Source organism: Streptomyces sp. NPDC054786, assembly GCF_053611685.1.
Window position 1 is genome coordinate 1 of sequence record NZ_JBSHAW010000081.1, and the last position, 18601, is coordinate 18601.

The following is an 18601-nucleotide window of genomic DNA, read 5'->3' on the forward strand; positions in this document are numbered from 1 at the left end:
CAGGGGCCGGCCGGCCGGCCCCCGGGCCGCGACGTCACGCCACCCCATGGCTGCCTCCTCCGGCCGACGCTAGACGGGTCCCGCCGCCCGGCGGGAGGGCGCACCGGGGCATTTCCGGCGCGCAGACGGCCCCGCGAGCCCCGGAACGGATCTCGACGCCGCGAGCCCCGCAACGATCACCGCAGACCTGGAAGTCATCCCCCGGAGCCTGCCCTTCAGCGGGCGCCGTGGCTCGTCAGTGGGACTCGGCCTGGAACATCCAGTGGTGCTTCTCCAGATCAGCGGTCAGGCCGATGAAGATGTCCTGGCTGACCGGGTCCGGGTCCGCGGTGGCGGCGATCCGCTCGCGCATCCGGCCGATGACCGCGCTCAGCCCGTCCACCATCGCCCGCACCACATCGACGTCCTTGATCCAGCCGTCCGTGATCTCGCTGATGCCGCTGGTCTTGGCGACGGTGGCGGCCCGCCCGTCGGGTGACACCCCGATCGCGGACGCCCGCTCGGCCACCGTGTCGGCATGCTGCCGCGCGCTGGCGACCACCTCGTCGAGCTGAAGGTGCACGGAGCGGAAGCGGGGACCGACGACGTTCCAGTGCACCTGCTTCGCGACGAGGGAGAGGTCCACCAGGTCGACGAGCGCTCCCTGCAGAGCGGTGCCGACGACGCCGCGATCCGCGTCGGACAGTGTGCTCTTGACGACAGACATCCAGATACTCCCAATTTCAGGCGATTTATCCGATTTAGCCATCGTACAAATGAATCGCCCGTTCCGAGCGGCCCGGACGTCCGGGCGAGCGCCTGCCCGCGCACCGGCCCGCCTCGCACGCCCGCCCGCGCCCGGGCAGCACAGAGCCCCGGCGGGCTGCTGCCCACCGGGGCTCTGGTGCGTACGAACAGGGGTGTCAGGCCGCGACGACATCCACTACGTCGGCCGGGGACTTGATGGTCACGCGTTCCTCCGGCACACCGGCCAGGGACGTGACGGACACCGAATTGAGCTTCGGCCGCACCGGTGCGGGCACCGGGTCGCTCGCGGCCGCGGACGCTGCCAGCTCGGCGAGCGCCAGCTCATCGCTGACCTCCCGCATGAGCTCGGACATGCGCACATCCAACGCGTCACAGATCGACGAGAGCAGCTCGGAGGAAGCCTCCTTCTGCCCCCTCTCCACCTCGGACAAATAGCCGAGCGATACCCGAGCGGAGGAAGAGACCTCGCGCAGGGTTCGGCCCTGGCGCTGACGCTGTCGGCGCAGCACGTCACCCAGCAGGCGACGAAGCAGAATCATCGCTGGCTCCCTCCTCGGACCTCGGATCCGGATCCTTCTCGCCCCACCGTACCGCCTCGGGCTGTAGGCGTGCGGGGTGCAAGTACGTGTTCACTCAGGGCTGCAAACATCCATTCCCCCCGTGTTGTTCCGTATCCTGTGCCCGCGTTTTTTCTGTCAGTTCGCTCAACAACATTGCGAGCACGGCGTGAATGGTGTCCTGGCGGATCCGGTCACGATCGCCTTCCAGATCCAGCCGCCGCACCTCCCCGGCACCGTCCGGTCCCTGGACCGCCACGAAAACGGTGCCCACCGGGTATCCGTCCTGAGGATCGGGGCCGGCCACACCCGTGGTGGCGATGCCCCAGTCGGCACCCAGCACCCGCCGCACACCGCTCGCCATCTGCCGCGCGACCTCGCCGTCCACGGCCCCGCGCGCGGCCAGCAGAGCGCCGTCCACACCCAGCAGGTCCCGCTTGAGGTCGGTGGCGTACGCCGTGACCGAGCCACGGACGACCCGCGAGGCCCCGGGGACGGCGGTCAGTGCGCCCGCCACCAGTCCGCCGGTCAGCGATTCGGCCACCGCCAGGCTCTGCCGACGCCCGGCGAGCAGCTCCAGCGCCCCGACCGCGACAGAACCCGGCCCGCTCACCGGGCCGGGTCCCGCTCGGCCCGCTCGGCCTTCTCGGCCCGCTCCCGGGCCAGCCCGGCCCGGCGCAGCACCACGGCCTGCCGGATGTAGTCGAACCCGGTGACCACGGTCAGTGCGACGGCCACCGCCATCACCCACCAGCGGAAGGTCGCCAGCGGGCCGGTGAGCACCAGGACGTACATGCCCACCGCGGTGCCCTGTGCCAATGTCTTGATCTTGCCGCCCCGGCTGGCCGGAATGACCCCGTGCTTGATCACCCAGAACCGCATCAGCGTGATGCCGAGCTCCCGGAAGAGGATCACGCCGGTCACCCACCACGACAGATCGCCCAGCACCGACAGACAGATCAGCGCCGCACCCATGATCGCCTTGTCCGCGATCGGGTCCGCGATCTTGCCGAAGTCGGTGACCAGGTTGTACGCGCGGGCCAGATGACCGTCGAAGACGTCGGTGATCATGGCGACGGCGAAGGCGGCCCAGGCGAAGACGCGCCAGACGGGGTCGGTGCCGTTGTCGTGCATCAGCAGCACCACGAAGGCCGGGACCAGCACCAGCCGCAGCATCGTCAGGAGATTGGCGATGTTCCACAGCCCGGCCTGCCGGACGGCCGGCGCCGTGCGCGGGCCACCAGCTGCGGAAGCCGGGATTCCGCTCATCTGGCCGCCTCCTCGGTACACCCCGTGCCCTCCACCGACAGCACCTCGGCGACGAGGTCCACGCCCTCGCTCGCCACCACCTTTGCTTCGACCATACGACCGGGCTCCAGTTCCTGGTCGGTCGACAGCAGGGTGACACCATCGGTCTCCGGCGCCTGGTGCGCAGCCCGGCCGACGATGCCGTCCTCGTCGTCGGTCCGGTCGACCAGCACCCGCACCGTCTCGCCGACCCGCTCCTCGGCGCGCTGCGCGGTCAGCTCCTCGGCCAGCCGCGACATCCGCGCCAGCCGCTCGGCGACCACATCCGGATCGACCTTGTCCTCGTACGAGGCGGCCTCGGTGCCGTCCTCGTCGGAGTAGCCGAAGATGCCGATGGCATCCAGCCGGGCCTCGGTGATGAAGCGCTCCAGCTCTGCGAGGTCGCTCTCGCTCTCCCCGGGGAAGCCCACGATGAAGTTGGAGCGGGCCCCGGCCTGCGGCGCCTTCGTGCGGATGGTCTCCAGCAGCTCCAGGAAGCTGTCGGTGCCGCCGAAGCGCCGCATCGCCCGCAGCACACCGGGCGCCGAGTGCTGGAAGGACAGATCGAAGTAGGGCGCGACCTTGTCGGTGCCGGTCAGGACGTCGATCAGGCCGGGGCGCATCTCGGCCGGCTGCAGATAGCTGACCCGGATCCGCTCGATGCCGTCGACGGCCGCCAGCTCCGGCAGCAGCGTCTCCAGCAGCCGGATGTCGCCGAGGTCCTTGCCGTAGGAGGTGTTGTTCTCGGAGACCAGCATGATCTCCTTGACGCCCTCCCCGGCCAGCCAGCGCGTCTCACCGAGCACATCGGAGGGCCGCCTCGAGATGAAGGAGCCGCGGAAGGAGGGAATGGCGCAGAACGAGCAGCGCCGGTCGCAGCCGGAGGCCAGCTTCACGGAGGCCACGGGGCTGCTGCCGAGCCGGCGGCGCAGCGGCGCACGCGGCCCGGAGGCGGGCGCGATGCCCTCCGGCAGATCCTCGGGCGGGGTGTCCTGGGCGTGGCCGGGCAGTGCGACATCGGCGGAGCCCTGGCGCTCGGACGGGCTGATCGGCAGCAGCTTGCGGCGGTCGCGCGGGGTGTGCGCGGCGTGGATGCCGCCGTTCAGGATGGTCTGCAGGCGGTCGGAGATATTGCTGTAGTCGTCGAAGCCGAGCACGCCGTCGGCCTCGGGCAGCGCCTCGGCGAGCTCCTTGCCGTAGCGCTCGGCCATGCAGCCGACGGCCACCACGGCCTGGGTTCTGCCATGATCCTTCAGATCGTTGGCTTCCAGCAGGGCATCGACGGAGTCCTTCTTTGCGGCCTCGACGAAGCCACAGGTGTTGACGACGGCGACATCGGCATCGGCGGCTTCCTCGACGAGGTCCCAGCCGTCCGCTGCCAGGCGGCCTGCGAGCTCCTCCGAGTCCACCTCGTTACGGGCGCAGCCAAGAGTGACAAGGGCGACGGTACGGCGTTCGGGCATAGGCATCAGCCTACTTTGTCCCGGCCGCCACCTCGGCGCGCAGGTCTCCGCCGCCGGTCCCGGGTGCCCCGGACCGGTCGGCGGATGCCCTCACGGCGGCGTTCAGCCCGCCTGAGGGTCCCCCGGCGTGTAGCTGAGCCGCTCCACGGGACCCTTGTTGCCGATCTCCTTGACCTCCTTGCCGTTGACGTACAGCTGTACGACTCCGGCATTGCCGAGGACCAGGTCGATCCGCTTCTTGTTGGTGATCGTCTTGGACTCGCCCTTCTTGAGCAGGCTGTCCTCCAGCAGTTTGCCGCTGGCGTCCTTGGCGGAGACCCAGCTCTGCCCGTCGCGGGCGGTGACCTTGATCGTGACCTTGTCCTTCGGCAGTCCGGCGACCGCACTGTCGGAGGGCTCGGGGTGGATGGGCGGCTTGATCGTCGAGGGGTGGCGGGTGGGCGCCGGCGCGGGCTTCGCGTGGGAGTCGGCCGCCATCGAGCCGCGGTCGCTCTTGTCACCGCTGGTGAAGAAGGTGAAGCCGGCGAAGCCGACCACGGCGACGATCGCCGCGACCATCGCCGCGGTCCAATTGGGGCGGCGCGGCTCGGAACGGATCCGTTCGGCTTCGAAGAGCGGTGCGGCGGGCGTCGGCGCGGGCCGCCCGCCGTGCTCGGCGTCGAATTGGTCGATCAGCGGTCGGGGATCGAGGGATACGGCGCGGGCGAGCGCCCGGATATGCCCCCGGGCGTAGACGTCGCCGCCACAGCGGGAGAAGTCGTCCTGCTCGATCGCCTGCACGATGGGGATACGCACCCGTGTCGTCGTACTGACCTCTTCGACGGTCAGTCCCGCTCCGATACGGGCCTTCTGGAGGGCAGCACCGACGGAAGGCCGGTCTGCTTCGGGGGAGTTGCCGATGGACACGGGGGCGCCTTTCGAGCGTGTAGCCACCTGCTGGAAGTTCAGTCTAGGGGTGGAGCGAAAGGGTCGGGCAAGCGGGAGAGCGGAGTTTGTACGCCATCGGAACGCCGTCGGCGGTGCCCTGGGGCTGGATGGTGAAGCATCGTTCCCTCATCTCCCTCAACTTGACGTATCGGCAGGAGAAACGGTTGCTTTCTTCTCTCGTACGAGTGACCCGGATATCTGTGCTACTCGGTAGCCTCCCCCCGGATCACCGCCAGCACTCCGTCCAATTCATCCGGCTTCACCAGAACATCGCGTGCTTTGGACCCCTCGCTCGGCCCGACAATGTTGCGCGACTCCATCAGGTCCATCAGCCGGCCGGCCTTGGCAAAGCCCACCCGCAACTTGCGCTGAAGCATCGATGTCGACCCGAACTGGGTGGAAACTACCAGCTCAGCGGCCTGGCACAGCAGGTCGAGGTCATCGCCGATGTCCTCGTCGATCTCCTTCTTCCTGGCCGTCCCGACGGTGACGTCGTCGCGGAAGACCGGCGCCATCTGATCCTTGCAGTGCTGGACGACGGCCGCGACCTCGGACTCGGTCACGAACGCGCCCTGCATACGGACCGGCTTGTTGGCACCCATCGGGAGGAACAGCCCGTCGCCCTTGCCGATCAGCTTCTCGGCGCCCGGCTGGTCGAGGATGACCCGGCTGTCGGCGAGCGAGGAGGTGGCGAACGCGAGCCGGGAGGGCACATTGGCCTTGATCAGGCCGGTGACCACATCGACGGACGGGCGCTGGGTGGCGAGCACCAGATGGATGCCTGCCGCGCGGGCGAGCTGGGTGATGCGGACGATCGAGTCCTCCACATCGCGTGGCGCGACCATCATCAGGTCCGCCAGCTCGTCGACGATGACCAGCAGATACGGGTACGGCGCCAGCTCGCGCTCGCTGCCCTCGGGTGAGCTGACCTTGCCGCTGCGCACCGCTTCGTTGAAGTCGTCGATGTGCCGGAAGCCGTAGGCCGCGAGGTCGTCGTAGCGCAGGTCCATCTCGCGGACCACCCACTGCAGCGCCTCGGCGGCGCGCTTGGGGTTGGTGATGATCGGCGTGATCAGGTGCGGGATGCCTTCGTACGCGGTCAGCTCGACGCGCTTGGGGTCGACCAGCACCATCCGGACGTCCTCCGGCGTGGCCCGCACCATGACCGAGGTGATCAGACAGTTGATGCAGGAGGACTTGCCGGAACCGGTGGCGCCGGCCACCAGGACGTGCGGCATCTTGGTCATGTTGGCCATGACGTAGCCGCCCTCGACGTCCTTGCCGAGCGCCACCAGCATCGGATGCTCATCGTCCGCGGCATCGGCCAGCCGCAGCACGTCGCCGAGGTTGACCATCTCGCGGTCGGTATTGGGGATCTCGATGCCGACCGCGGACTTGCCGGGGATCGGGCTGATGATCCGGACGTCGGGGCTGGCCACGGCGTAGGCGATGTTCTTGGCCAGCGCGGTGATCTTCTCGACCTTGACGGCCGGGCCGAGCTCGACCTCGTAGCGGGTGACCGTCGGACCGCGGGTGAATCCGGTGACCGCCGCATCGACCTTGAACTCCTGGAAGACCGTGGTCAGTGCGGTCACTATGGCGTCGTTGGCGGCGCTGCGGGTCTTGCCGGGACCGCCGCGCGAGAGCAGGTCCAGCGAGGGCAGCGAGTAGGTGATGTCACCGGACAGCTGGAGCTGCTCGGCGCGCGCCGGCAGCTCGCCGGAACGCTCCGGCGGCGCCTTGGTGAAGTCCGGTACGGCCGGGGTGTCCTCAACAGCGGACGGCTTCGGCTCCGCATCGCGGGCCGGCGGCACCGTGCCGCTCTCCCCCGCGCTGTCCTCGCCGTCGTGCCCCCGGCGCTCCCCGGAGATGCTGCTGCTGAGCCCTGCGACGAGCGGGGAGGGCTGAACGCCGTGCAGCACCGCGCCGTCCAGCGCCGCGGCGGCCGCGGCGGCGACATCCACCGCATCCATCGGCCGGTCCATGGCGGGCTGTACGGAACCCCGGCGCGGGCGGCGCCGTTTGGCCAGAGCCGCTTCCTCTATCGCCTCCGGGTCGTTCGCGGCCGACGCGGCGGCGGCGCTGCGGCGCGGCTTGCGGGCGGGCCGCTCGCGCCAGTCCTCCGCATACTCCTCGGCCTCGTCGACGTACTCCTCGGACTCCGCGGGCTGCACCACGCCCAGCCGGACGCCGAGCGCCCGCAGCCGCTGCGGGATGGCGTTCACCGGCGTCGCGGTGACCACCAGCAGCCCGAAGAGGGTCAGCAGCGCCAGCAGCGCCACGGCCAGGGTCTGTCCGACGGTGAAGATCAGCGGCTTGGAAGCGACCCATCCGAGATAGCCGCCGGCGTCCTGTATGGCGGCCAGTCCGTCGTCCCGGCCCGGCGATCCACAGGCCATGGCGACCTGCCCCAGGACACCGACGACCAGTGCGGACAGCCCGATGACGATCCGGCCGTTGGCCTCCGGCTGCTCGGGGTGCCGGATGAGGCGTACGGCGATGCCGCCCAGCAGTATCGGCACGACCAGATCGAGCCGGCCGAACGCCCCGGTCACCAGCAGCTCGACGAGATCGCCGACCGGGCCGCTGAGGTTGGACCACGTACCGGCCGCGATGACCAGCGCCAGGCCGAGCAGCAGCAGCCCCAGCCCGTCCTTGCGGTGCGCCGGATCGAGGTTCTTCGCGCCGCGGCCCATGCCGCGGAACACCGCCCCGATGGCGTGCGCGAGCCCCAGCCAGCAGGCGCGGGCGAGGCGGTAGACACCGCCGGTGGGTGACGGCGCCGGTTTGGGGGCGGCCTTCTTGCCGGCAGCCTTTTTGGCCGGTGCCTTCTTCGCGGCCGCGGTCTTCTTGACCGGCGGCTTCGCGGTCGCCTTCTTCGCGGCGGTCTTCTTGGCGGCGCCCGCGGCCCGTCCGGCGCGCTGCTTCGAGGGGCCCGCCGTGCTCTGGGTTCCCTTGCCGGACGTACGTGAGGCCATGGCGACGAGATTACAGGCGAACGCGGGCATCACACGAGCGCACGGCGCTTCACCCGAACGTGTCGCGCGCCCGTCTCATGAAAGGACGTCAGTCATCCCGCGGCGCTTCCCGACCCCGGCTCCAGAGCATCCAGCGCCCGGCGCAGCCCGGTCAGTTTGCGTTCCAGATGAGCCGCCGTGGCGACCGCGGCCGCATCTGCCGTCTCGTCCAGCTGCTTGGACAGCGCCTCGGCCTGTTCCTCGACCGCGGCCAGCCGCGCGGAGAGCTCGGCGAGCAGCCCAGCGGACTCCCGCGCCTCGTCGGCGCTCGGCCGCCCGCCCTCCAGCTGCAGCCTCAGCAGGGAGGCCTGCTCCCGCAGTTGGCAGTTCTTCATGTACAGCTCGACGAACACCGAGACCTTGGCCCGCAGCACCCAGGGGTCGAACGGCTTGGAGATGTAGTCCACCGCGCCGGCCGCATAACCGCGGAAGGTGTGATGCGGGCCATGGTTGATGGCCGTGAGGAAGATGATCGGGATGTCACGGGTACGTTCGCGCCGCTTGATGTGCGCGGCCGTCTCGAACCCGTCCATCCCCGGCATCTGCACATCGAGCAGAATCACCGCGAAATCGTCCGTGAGCAGTGCTTTGAGCGCTTCCTCCCCGGACGATGCCCGCACCAGTGTCTGATCGAGCGCAGAGAGGATCGCCTCCAGCGCCAGCAGATTCTCCGGCCGGTCATCGACCAGGAGGATCTTGGCCTTCTGCACCATGGCCCGTCCTCCTCGCCCCGGCATGGAACCGGACGCCGCCCCAGGGGACGACTCCGTCACGCCGCCCGTCCTTGTGCCGGTCATGGTAGCTGCACCCCGCCTGTCGCCACACCCTGTCACCGCGATGTCACTGTGCACGTAGCAGAAACGCAGACAGGGACCAGAAGGTTCCCCGGATCCTGCGCTTCCACACGTCCACGGCGACACTGAGTCAGCACGCGGTGATCCTCTTACGCCTCCATACTGGACGCTTCCTCACTCCGCGCGCATCCATTGCTCCATGACCGACAACAGATGATCGGTATCCACCGGCTTGGTCACATAGTCGGAGGCTCCGGAGTCGATGCTCTTCTCCCGGTCGCCCTTCATCGCCTTCGCGGTCAGCGCGATGATGGGCAGTCCGGCGAACTGCGGCATCCTGCGGATCGCCGCCGTGGTCGCATAGCCGTCCATCTCCGGCATCATGATGTCCATCAGGACCAGCACGATGTCGTCGTGCTGCTCCAGCACTTCGATGCCCTCGCGCCCGTTCTCCGCGTACAGCACCGACAGGCCGTGCTGTTCCAGGACGCTGGTGAGCGCGAAGACATTGCGGATGTCGTCGTCGACGATCAGCACCTTCTCGCCGTGGAAACCGCCCTCGAAAACGGGATCCACCAGATCCTGGCCGTTGCCGATCCAGGGCTCCTCGGCAGGCTGCTGCGGAGCCTGCTGCGGCGGCGCCTGAGGCATCTGTGGTGTCGCCACGGACGGCTGCCGCCCCGGAAGCTCGAAGCGGCGCGGAGTGCCCGAAACCGCCCGGCGGCGGCGCCGGTTGAGGCTACCCCCGGCGTCTCGCTCAAGGCCCTGCTGCTCCTCGGCCTCCAGGCGCCCGACCTCCGTCTCGCGTGCCTCCGCGTCCATCGCGAGCCCGCCGGCCACCAACTGCGGATAGCCCTGCGGCGGCAGCCCGCCCGGGTTGTGCGGGAGGTAGAGCGTGAACGTCGAGCCGCGGTTGGGCTCGCTCGCGGCGTGGATCTCGCCGCCCAGCAGCCGGGCGATCTCCCGGCTGATGGACAGGCCCAGGCCCGTACCGCCGTATTTGCGGCTGGTCGTGCCGTCCGCCTGCTTGAACGCCTCGAAGATGACCCGCATCTTGCTCGACGCGATACCGATACCGGTGTCGGTGACCGAGAAGGCGATCATGTCCGCATCCGGGTCGCGCAGCGAACCGTGCTCCAGCAGCTGCTCCCTGATGGCCACCGGGACATCCGCACCGGCCGGCCGGATCACCAGCTCGACGGCGCCGCTGTCGGTGAACTTCACCGCGTTGGACAGCAGGTTGCGCAGCACCTGCAGCAGCCGCTGCTCGTCGGTGTGCAGCGTCGCCGGCAGCTCCGGCGAGACCCGTACGGAGAAGTCGAGTCCCTTCTCCGCGGTCAGCGGCCGGAACGTCGCCTCCACATAGTCGACGAGCTGGACCAGCGCGATCCGCGTCGGGCTGACGTCCATCTTTCCGGCCTCGACCTTGGACAGGTCCAGGATGTCGTTGATCAGCTGAAGCAGGTCGGAACCGGCACCATGGATGGTTTCGGCGAATTCGACCTGCTTCGGGGAGAGATTCCCCTCCGCGTTGTCGGCCAGCAACTTGGCCAGAATCAGCAGGGAGTTGAGCGGTGTGCGCAACTCGTGCGACATGTTCGCCAGGAACTCCGACTTGTAGCGCATCGAGACGGCGAGCTGTTCGGCGCGCTCCTCCAGGACCTGCCGCGCCTCCTCGATCTCGGTGTTCTTCACCTCGATGTCGCGGTTCTGCGCCCGCAGCTGCTCGGCCTTCTCCTCCAGCTCGGAGTTGGACAGCTCCAGCGCCTTCTGCCGGCTCTCCAGCTCGCCCGACCGCTCCTTGAGCTGCTCGGTCAGCTCCTGCGACTGCTTGAGCAGCACCTCGGTCTTGGTGTTGACCGAGATGGTGTTGACGCTGGTCGCGATCATCTCGGCGATCTGGCTGAGGAAGTCCTTCTGGATCTGGGTGAACGGCTGGAAGGACGCCAGCTCGATCACGCCGAGCACCTTGTCCTCGAAGAGCACCGGCAGCACGATCACATTCGCCGGCGGCGCCTCGCCCAGTCCGGAGGCGATCTTGAGATAGCCGGACGGGACGTTCTCCACCAGGATCGTGCGCCCCTCCTCCGCGGCCGTGCCGATCAGCGTCTCGCCCGGCCGGAAGGTCGTCGGCATCCCGCCCATGGCGTAGCCGTACGAGCCCATCAGCCGCAGCTCGTACGCGCCCGCCTCGCCGCCGTCCGCACCGATCTCCCGGCTGTCGGGCTGCGCCGCGAGGAAGAACGCGCCGTGCTGGGCGGAGACCGCGGGCGAGAGCTCGCTCATGATGAGCGTGGCGACGTCCTTGAGGTCGCGCCTGCCCTGCATCAGACCGGAGATCCGGGCCAGGTTGCCCTTGAGCCAGTCCTGTTCCTCGTTGGCGAGGGTGGTCTCGCGGAGCGTGGAGATCATGGTGTTGACGTTGTCCTGGAGCTCCAGGATCTCGCCGGCCGCGTCCACGTCGATCCGGACGTTGTGATCGCCGAGGGTGACCGCCGCGGCGACCGCGGCGATGGCACGCACCTGACGGGTCAGGTTTCCGGCCATCTCGTTCACCGACTCGGTCAGGTCGCGCCAGGTGCCGGCCACGCCCCGCACCTGCGCCTGACCGCCCAGCTGGCCTTCCGTTCCCACCTCGCGGGCCACTCTGGTGACCTGCTCCGCGAAGGACGACAGCTGGTCGACCATCGTGTTGATGGTGGTCTTCAGCGCGAGGATCTCACCGCGCGCATCGATGTCGATCTTCTTGGTCAGATCACCCTTGGCGATGGCGGTGGTGACCATGGCGATGTTGCGGACCTGACCGGTCAGGTTGTTGGCCATCGAGTTCACGGACTCGGTGAGGTCCTTCCACGTTCCGGCGACGCCGGGGACGCGGGCCTGACCGCCCAGGATGCCGTCGGTGCCCACCTCACGGGCCACCCGGGTGACCTCGTCGGCGAACGACGACAGCGTCGTGACCATCGTGTTGACCGTGTCGGCGAGCTGCGCGACCTCGCCGCGCGCTTCGACCGTGACCTTCTTCGTCAGATCGCCGTTGGCGACCGCCGCCGAGACCTGCGAGATGTTGCGCACCTGGATGGTCAGGTTGTTGGCCATCAGGTTCACGTTGTCGCTGAGATCCAGCCAGATACCGGTCGCGCCCGGCACCCGCGCCTGGCCGCCCAACTGACCCTCGGTGCCCACCTCACGGGCCACCCGTGTCACCTGCTCGGCGAACGACGACAGCTGGTCGACCATCGTGTTGACGGTGGTGACCAGTTCGAGGATCTCGCCCTTGGCATCGACGGTGATCTTCTTGGACAGGTCGCCACGGGCCACCGCCGTCGTCACCTCGGCGATGTTGCGCACCTGCGAGGTCAGGTTGTTCGCCATGAAGTTGACGGACTGGGTGAGGTCCTTCCACGTACCGCTGACGCCCTGCACCTCGGCCTGGCCGCCCAGGATGCCCTCGGTGCCCACCTCGCGGGCGACCCGGGTGACCTGCTCCGCGAACGAGGAGAGCTGGTCGACCATGGTGTTCAGGGTGTTCTTCAGCTCCAGGATCTCGCCCCGGGCGTCCACGTCGATCTTCTGCGACAGATCACCGCGCGCGACCGCCGTGGCGACCTGCGCGATGTTGCGGACCTGAGCCGTCAGGTTGCCGGCCATGCCGTTCACGGAGTCGGTCAGATCGCGCCAGACACCGGCGACGCCCGGCACCTGAGCCTGACCGCCCAGCCTGCCGTCCGTGCCGACCTCCCGGGCGACCCGGGTGACCTGCTCGGCGAAGGCGGAGAGCTGGTCGACCATCGTGTTGATGGTGTTCTTGAGCTCCAGGATCTCGCCGCGCGCATCCACGTCGATCTTCTGGGACAGGTCACCCCGGGCGACCGCCGTCGTCACCTGCGCGATCTGCCGCACCTGGGAAGTCAGGTTCCCCGCCATGAAGTTGACGGAGTCGGTCAGTTCCTTCCAGGTGCCGCTGACGCCGTCCACCCGGGCCTGGCCGCCCAGCCGGCCCTCCGTACCCACGTCCCTGGCCATCCGTGTGACCTGGTCGGCGAACGAGGACAGCTGGTCCACCATGGTGTTCACGGTGTTCTTCAACTGCAGCATCTCGCCGGAGACATCGACGGTGACCTTCTGCGACAGATCGCCGTTGGCCACCGCGGTCGTCACCTGGGCAATGTTGCGCACCTGCCCGGTGAGGTTGCGGAAGGCGGTGTTCACGGAGTCCGTGAGGTCCTTCCACGTACCCGCCGCCCCGGGCACCGCGGCCTGGCCGCCCAGCTCGCCCTCGACGCCGATCTCCCGCGCGACGCGCGTCACTTCGGCGCCGAACGACGACAGCTGACCCACCATCGTGTTGACGGTGTTCTTCAACTCCAGCATTTCGCCGGCCACATCGACGGTGACCGTCTGGGACAGATCACCGTTGGCGACCGCCGTCGTCACCTGCGCGATGTCCCGCACCTGCGCGGTGAGGTTGCGGAAGGCGGTGTTCACCGAGTCGGTGAGGTCCTTCCACGTACCGGCCGCGCCCGGCACCTGGGCCTGCCCGCCGAGCTGGCCCTCTGCGCCGACCTCGTTCGCCACACGCGTCACTTCGTCCGCGAAGGTGCGCAGCGTTTCGGTCATGGTGTTGATCGTGTCGGCCAGCTGCGCGACCTCGCCGCGTGCACTGACCGTGACCTTCTGCGACAGGTCACCGTTCGCGACGGCGGTGGTGACCTGGGCGATCCCGCGCACCTGCGCGGTGAGGTTGCCGGCCATGAGATTGACCGAATCCGTCAGGTCCTTCCACACGCCGGCGACGCCGGGGACCTGTGCCTGACCGCCGAGCTCACCCTCCGTGCCGACCTCGCGGGCGACGCGCGTCACCTCGGAGGCGAAGGAGGAGAGCTGGTCGACCATCGTGTTGACGGTGTTCTTGAGCTCCAGCATCTCGCCGGCGACATGAACCGTCACCTTCCGGGACAGATCGCCCTTGGCGACCGCAGTGGTGACGAGAGCGATGTCACGCACCTGCGCCGTCAGCCGGGACGCCATGGTGTTGACGGATTCCGTCAGGTCCTTCCACGAACCCGACATTCCGCGCACCCGCGCCTGACCGCCGAGCTTGCCCTCCGTACCGACCTCGCTGGCCACTCTCGTGACCTCGTCGGTGAACGCGGAGAGCTGATCCACCAGCCCGTTGACCGTCCGGCCGACCTTCAGGAATTCACCCCGCAGGGGGTGCTCCGAAGAACTGTCCGAACTGCGCGACCGCAGATCCATCCGCTGCTCGAGGTCGCCCTCGGACACCGCCGACAGCACCCGTCCCACTTCGGAGACGGGCCGTACGAGGTCGTCCACCAGGGCATTCGAGGCGTCGATGGCCGCGGCCCAGGAGCCCTCGGCGGCACCGACCTCCAGCCGTTCCGTGAGTTTTCCCTCACGTCCGACGACCCGGCGCACCCGCGCCAGCTCGCCCGTGAGATGCAGATTGCGATCCGCAACCTCGTTGAAGACCGCCGCGATCTCCGACATGACGCCATCGCCGGAAACCGTGAGCCGCTTGCGGAAGTTCCCGTCCCGCATGGCGACCAGTGCGACCAACAGCCGATTCAGCGCAGCCGTATCCACCTCGGTCGTCCCGTTGTTCCGGGATCGTCCGCCTTTCGCGCGCGTACTTACGCCCCGCGCCGCTGCGCCAGACTCCACCGTGTCCCTCCCGCAGGGTCGACCGTTCTACCCGGGCTTTCTCTTGATACTTGCCCAGTGTTTCACCATGGCCCAACCAGGCCATAACAGTTCGGCAGCATCGCACACCGTCCCGGTGCACGATTGGGGCGGAAACACACGTGACCGGCATCCTCGGGTCCGGCGAAGGTAAGTAACCTGGCATACGGCTGTCCACCCGCCCCAGCCATCGAGCACGGGCGGTGGTGCGAGCACAACAGGTTTATTCGGAGGGCGCCGCGACCATGGGGGAGCAGATCACCGACACACGCATGAGGAGACCAGTGATCACCGCGCGGGCCGCCGCAACATTCGAGCCGGTCGGGCGTTCGGTCGCCACTGCCCGTGCATTCGTCCGCGACACCCTCCAGGGCTGGGGCTGCGTCGACATCGTCGACGACGCCGTCGTGCTGACCAGCGAGCTGGTCACCAACGCCGTGGTGCACGCCGGCACCGCCGCCGATGTGCTGTGTCTGCGCAGCGAGGACGGCGTACGGATTTCCGTCGCCGACCGCTACCCCGAACGTGAGATTCCGCTCCAGAACGCCGGCCAGGTCGTCGTCCACCCGGACCGCGAGGGCGGCCGCGGACTGCTGCTGTGCGGCGCACTGGCCTCCCGCTGGGGCGTCGAGTACACCGCCGCACAAAAACACGTATGGTTCCAGCTCGACCTCCCCGAGCGACCGGCAGGCACCCGCTCCGCGGGCCCCGCCCTGCCGGTGGACGCCCTCCCGGTCACCGACACCCGCGTCCGGGTCGCAGTGATCCAGATCGACCGCGGCGGCTGCATCAGCTTCTGGAACGATGACGCCCAGGACCTCTTCGCCTACGACCCCGAGCAGGTCATCGGCAAACCCCTCACCGACTTCGCCGCCTGGCCGCACACCCCCGGAACCGGCACCGGCATCGCCGAGGCACTCCAGCTCTCCCGCTGGGAGGGCTCCTACGGCATCCGGGGCTCCGACGGCCGGGTCGTCCCCGTATACGCCTCCCACCTGCGCGTCCGCGACGCCGACGGCGAGGCCTCCACGGTCTGCCTCCTGGTGCGCGACCACGAGCGCGCGATCCTGCAGAGCCCCCAGCGCACCCCCGCCCCGGACGCCGCCTCACAGCCCGAGGGCCGCCCCTCCGACCCGTTCGAGGTCTTCATCGGCTCACCGGCCCCCGATGACCTCGACGGCCTGCTCCAGCGCACCGTCGAACGTGCCCGCGACATGCTCGACGGCGACGCGGCCTACCTCCTGCTGGCCACCGACGACGAGACCGAGCTGGAGGTCCGCGCCTCCACGGGCCTGCCCTCCGCCCGCCAGCGGTTCGCCCGCGTCCCCGTCGAGGCCGGATCCGGACGCTACGGCTCCGCCCGGATGCCCGCCGTCCACGAGGACCTCACCGCCGTCCCCGGCGCCGTACCTCTCCTCAGCGGCACGGGCATGCGCTCGGTCGTCACCGTCCCCCTCAAGGTCGAGGGCCGGCTGACCGGCTCGCTCGGCGTCGCCGCGGAGGGCGCCGGCCGCTATACGAACGAGGAGGCGCTGCGGCTCCAGTTCGCCGCCGACCGCATCGCCCTCGCCGTCGAACGCGCCCGCCTCACCGAGCTGGAGAAACTGCGCCGCGGCTCCCTCTCCTTCCTCGTCGAGGCCTCCGACCTGCTGGCCGGCACCCTCGACCGCGACCAGACCCTGGCCCTGATGGCCCAAATGACGGTCCCCACCCTCGCCACGTGGTGCGCCGTCTACACCGTCGCCGACCAGACCTCCGAGCCCGAGCTGTCCTACGTCCTGCACGAGGACGAGGACCGCATCGACGGCCTCAAGACGCTGCTGATGAAGGTCGACCCGCCCGAGCCGGTCCCCACCCCCGGAGCCCGCGTCTGGACCGCCCCCAGCGACGCGGCGCACGACGCCGCCCTGCGCACCTCCATGCGCAGCCTGGGCCTGGGCAACTCCGCCCGGCCCTCCACGGGCCCCGGCGCCACCCTCGCCACCGCCTCCGCCGTCGGCGGCGAGACCGTCGTGCTCCCCCTCGTCGCCCGTAACCGCGTCATCGGCATGCTCACCCTCGGCAAGCCCACCGAGGAACACTTCCGCCAGGAGATCCTCGAACTCGCCGAGGACCTCTCCCGCCGGGCCGCTCTCGCCCTGGACAACGCCCGCCTCTACTCCGAGCGCACGGCCATCAGCCAGTCCCTCCAGCGCAGCCTGCTGCCCCCGGAGCTGCCCGAGATCCCCGGCGTGGAGGTCGAGGTCATCTACCGCGCGGCCGGCGAGGGCAACGAGGTCGGCGGCGACTTCTACGACCTCTTCCCGATCCGCGACGGCGCATACGGCTTCGCCATCGGCGACGTCTGCGGTACGGGCCCGGAAGCCGCCGCCGTCACGGGTCTGGCCCGGCACGCGCTGCGGCTGCTGGCCCGTGAGGGCTTCGGCGGCCCCGCCGTCCTGGAGCGGCTCAACGCCGCCATCCTCGACGAGGGCGCCCGCAGCCGCTTCCTGACGCTCCTTTACGGCGAGCTCTGGCCACAGGAGGACGGCAGCGCCATCCTCAAGGTCGTCTGCGCGGGCCATCCCCTTCCGCTCCGCCTGCGCCAGGACGGCACGGTCGAGCCGGCCGCCGAACCCCAGCCGCTCCTCGGCGTGATGGACGATCTGGAGCTCTACGAACAGACCGTCACCCTCGACCCCGGCGACGTCCTGCTGTGCGTCACCGACGGCGTCACCGAACGCCGCGAGGGCACCCGCATGCTCGGCGACGACGGTCTCACCGACGTGCTGACGACCTGTACGGGCCTGACGGCCGGCGCCGTAGCCGCCCGCGTGCTGCGCGCCGTGGAACGCTTCGCCGCCGAACCCGCCTCCGACGACATGGCCATCCTCGCCATGCGCGTCCCCCAGCTCCCGACGGGCTGACACCTGGGGGGGAAGCGGCCGCCCTGAACCGGCTCACCACGCGCCGGCCGCTCCCCCGCCACCTCCAACACCTTCCGTGCGGTGCACGGCCCCCTGACCGCCCTGCACGGGAGTCGTCCCCAACAGCCGCCCACGACGCGGCCCATGGCCCCCTACAAAACACACACACCATCACCGAGTCCGCATACGACAAAGGCCCCCGCCAATTGGCGGGGGCCTTTGTCCTCTGGAGCCCCAATACGGAATCGAACCGTAGACCTTCTCCTTACCATGGAGACGCTCTACCGACTGAGCTATTGGGGCGCGGCAGCGGAATAGATATTACCCCAACTCCGCGGCAGCTTCGAACCGTCCACCGCTACTCGCTCAAAAGGCCGGCTGCAGCAATCCGCCGAGCGCATTGCACGCACCGACCATCTTGTGAAGCTCCCGCCGCGACATCCCCGCATGCACGGGCAACGCCAGTGTCTCGTCCACGGCCCGCTCGGTCTGCGGCAGAAAGACGTCCCGCCGCAGCCCCGGCATCCGGTACACCGGAGCCAGTACGGGCACCTTGCACGCCACACCCTTGGCCCGCAGCGCCCGCGCGAACGCATCCCGGTCCGGCCGCCCGTTACCCGGCACCCGCACCACATACTGCTCGTACGTGTGCCCCGCCGCCGGCGTCGGCGTCCAGACGCCGCTGAGCCTGCCGTCCAGGTACGACGCATGCGCGCGCCGCAGCTCCGCGCCCTCCGGGTCCGCCCCGGGTTCATCCTCCACGAGGACCAACAGACCGTGCCGCTGACCCACTTCACGGATCCAGCCGGCGTCCGCCTGCCGACCGAACCGGTGAATCGCCACGACGGCGGCCGTCTGGCTGGTCACCACATCCGACACCGCAGCCGGGTCCAGGCAGTAACTGTCGCCGTCCACATCGGCGAACACCGGCACCGCGCCCAACTCCAGCACGGCCCGGGCCACCTCGGCGTTGCCGTACGCCGGCACCACGACCTCATCACCAGCACTGACACCGGCCGACTTGAGCGCTCCCACTGTCCGCATGCAACGGATCCTCGTCAGGTGAGATGAACGTCGAGTTACACCCACCACCCGAAAATCAGAACAAAAAAGCTCCGGTCCCTGAACCACAAGGGTTCAGGGACCGGAGCTGAATGATTGTTCGGCGGCGTCCTACTCTCCCACAGGGTCCCCCCTGCA

At 69.3% G+C, this 18601-nt stretch carries 11 protein-coding genes and 1 tRNA gene; 1 reads left to right on the forward strand and 11 read right to left on the reverse strand.

Annotation, left to right across the window (positions count from 1 at the left end):
- Positions 1-235: 235 nt before the first annotated feature.
- From ACWGI6_RS37355 to ACWGI6_RS37395, 9 genes are all read right to left on the reverse strand, one after another.
- Complete coding sequence (locus tag ACWGI6_RS37355; protein ID WP_453271633.1) at positions 236-706, reverse strand: Dps family protein; 471 nt, start codon at positions 704-706, stop codon at positions 236-238.
- Positions 707-902: 196 nt separating this feature from the next.
- Positions 903-1286 (reverse strand): helix-turn-helix domain-containing protein, encoded by a 384-nt coding sequence (locus ACWGI6_RS37360; protein WP_086720541.1) that lies wholly within the window; start codon positions 1284-1286, stop codon positions 903-905.
- Between the two features lie 94 nt (positions 1287-1380).
- Positions 1381-1917 carry a CinA family protein gene (locus ACWGI6_RS37365; RefSeq protein WP_453271634.1) on the reverse strand — a complete coding sequence of 179 codons (537 nt, stop codon included), beginning with the start codon at positions 1915-1917 and terminating at the stop codon, positions 1381-1383.
- Complete coding sequence (pgsA, locus tag ACWGI6_RS37370; protein ID WP_453271635.1) at positions 1914-2573, reverse strand: CDP-diacylglycerol--glycerol-3-phosphate 3-phosphatidyltransferase; 660 nt, start codon at positions 2571-2573, stop codon at positions 1914-1916. The genes ACWGI6_RS37365 and pgsA overlap by 4 nt, the downstream gene beginning before the upstream one ends.
- Positions 2570-4054: a 30S ribosomal protein S12 methylthiotransferase RimO gene (gene rimO, locus ACWGI6_RS37375; protein WP_453271636.1), complete on the reverse strand. Its 1485-nt coding sequence runs from the start codon at positions 4052-4054 to the stop codon at positions 2570-2572. The genes pgsA and rimO overlap by 4 nt, the downstream gene beginning before the upstream one ends.
- 102 nt (positions 4055-4156) lie before the next feature.
- On the reverse strand, positions 4157-4960 hold the full coding sequence (locus tag ACWGI6_RS37380) for a helix-turn-helix domain-containing protein (protein ID WP_453271637.1): 804 nt from the start codon (positions 4958-4960) through the stop codon (positions 4157-4159).
- A gap of 224 nt (positions 4961-5184) precedes the next feature.
- Complete coding sequence (locus ACWGI6_RS37385; protein ID WP_453271638.1) at positions 5185-7959, reverse strand: DNA translocase FtsK; 2775 nt, start codon at positions 7957-7959, stop codon at positions 5185-5187.
- 92 nt (positions 7960-8051) lie between these two features.
- A complete protein-coding gene (locus ACWGI6_RS37390) occupies positions 8052-8711 on the reverse strand; it encodes a response regulator (protein ID WP_018092947.1) in 660 nt (219 codons plus the stop codon).
- 255 nt (positions 8712-8966) lie between these two features.
- Positions 8967-14477, reverse strand: coding sequence for a HAMP domain-containing protein (locus tag ACWGI6_RS37395; protein WP_453271639.1), 5511 nt, complete (start codon positions 14475-14477; stop codon positions 8967-8969).
- 302 nt (positions 14478-14779) lie between these two features.
- Here ACWGI6_RS37395 and ACWGI6_RS37400 point away from each other — a divergent pair, with 302 nt between their 5' ends.
- Positions 14780-17401 (forward strand): SpoIIE family protein phosphatase, encoded by a 2622-nt coding sequence (locus ACWGI6_RS37400; RefSeq protein ID WP_453271641.1) that lies wholly within the window; start codon positions 14780-14782, stop codon positions 17399-17401.
- A 227-nt stretch (positions 17402-17628) separates the two neighbouring features.
- Here ACWGI6_RS37400 and ACWGI6_RS37405 read toward each other — a convergent pair.
- Positions 17629-17704, reverse strand: a tRNA-Thr gene (locus ACWGI6_RS37405).
- Positions 17705-17767: 63 nt separating this feature from the next.
- Complete coding sequence (locus ACWGI6_RS37410; protein WP_453271640.1) at positions 17768-18445, reverse strand: DegT/DnrJ/EryC1/StrS family aminotransferase; 678 nt, start codon at positions 18443-18445, stop codon at positions 17768-17770.
- Positions 18446-18601 lie beyond the last annotated feature (156 nt).

Excerpts from the sequence above, each read along its gene's own strand:
- ACWGI6_RS37355 (WP_453271633.1), bottom strand. The coding sequence starts at position 706 with ATGTCTGTCGTCAAGAGCACACTGTCCGACGCGGATCGCGGCGTCGTC.
- ACWGI6_RS37360 (WP_086720541.1), bottom strand. The coding sequence starts at position 1,286 with ATGATTCTGCTTCGTCGCCTGCTGGGTGACGTGCTGCGCCGACAGCGT.
- pgsA (WP_453271635.1), bottom strand. The coding sequence starts at position 2,573 with ATGAGCGGAATCCCGGCTTCCGCAGCTGGTGGCCCGCGCACGGCGCCG.
- rimO (WP_453271636.1), bottom strand. The coding sequence starts at position 4,054 with ATGCCCGAACGCCGTACCGTCGCCCTTGTCACTCTTGGCTGCGCCCGT.
- ACWGI6_RS37385 (WP_453271638.1), bottom strand. The coding sequence starts at position 7,959 with ATGGCCTCACGTACGTCCGGCAAGGGAACCCAGAGCACGGCGGGCCCC.
- ACWGI6_RS37390 (WP_018092947.1), bottom strand. The coding sequence starts at position 8,711 with ATGGTGCAGAAGGCCAAGATCCTCCTGGTCGATGACCGGCCGGAGAAT.
- ACWGI6_RS37410 (WP_453271640.1), bottom strand. The coding sequence starts at position 18,445 with ATGCGGACAGTGGGAGCGCTCAAGTCGGCCGGTGTCAGTGCTGGTGAT.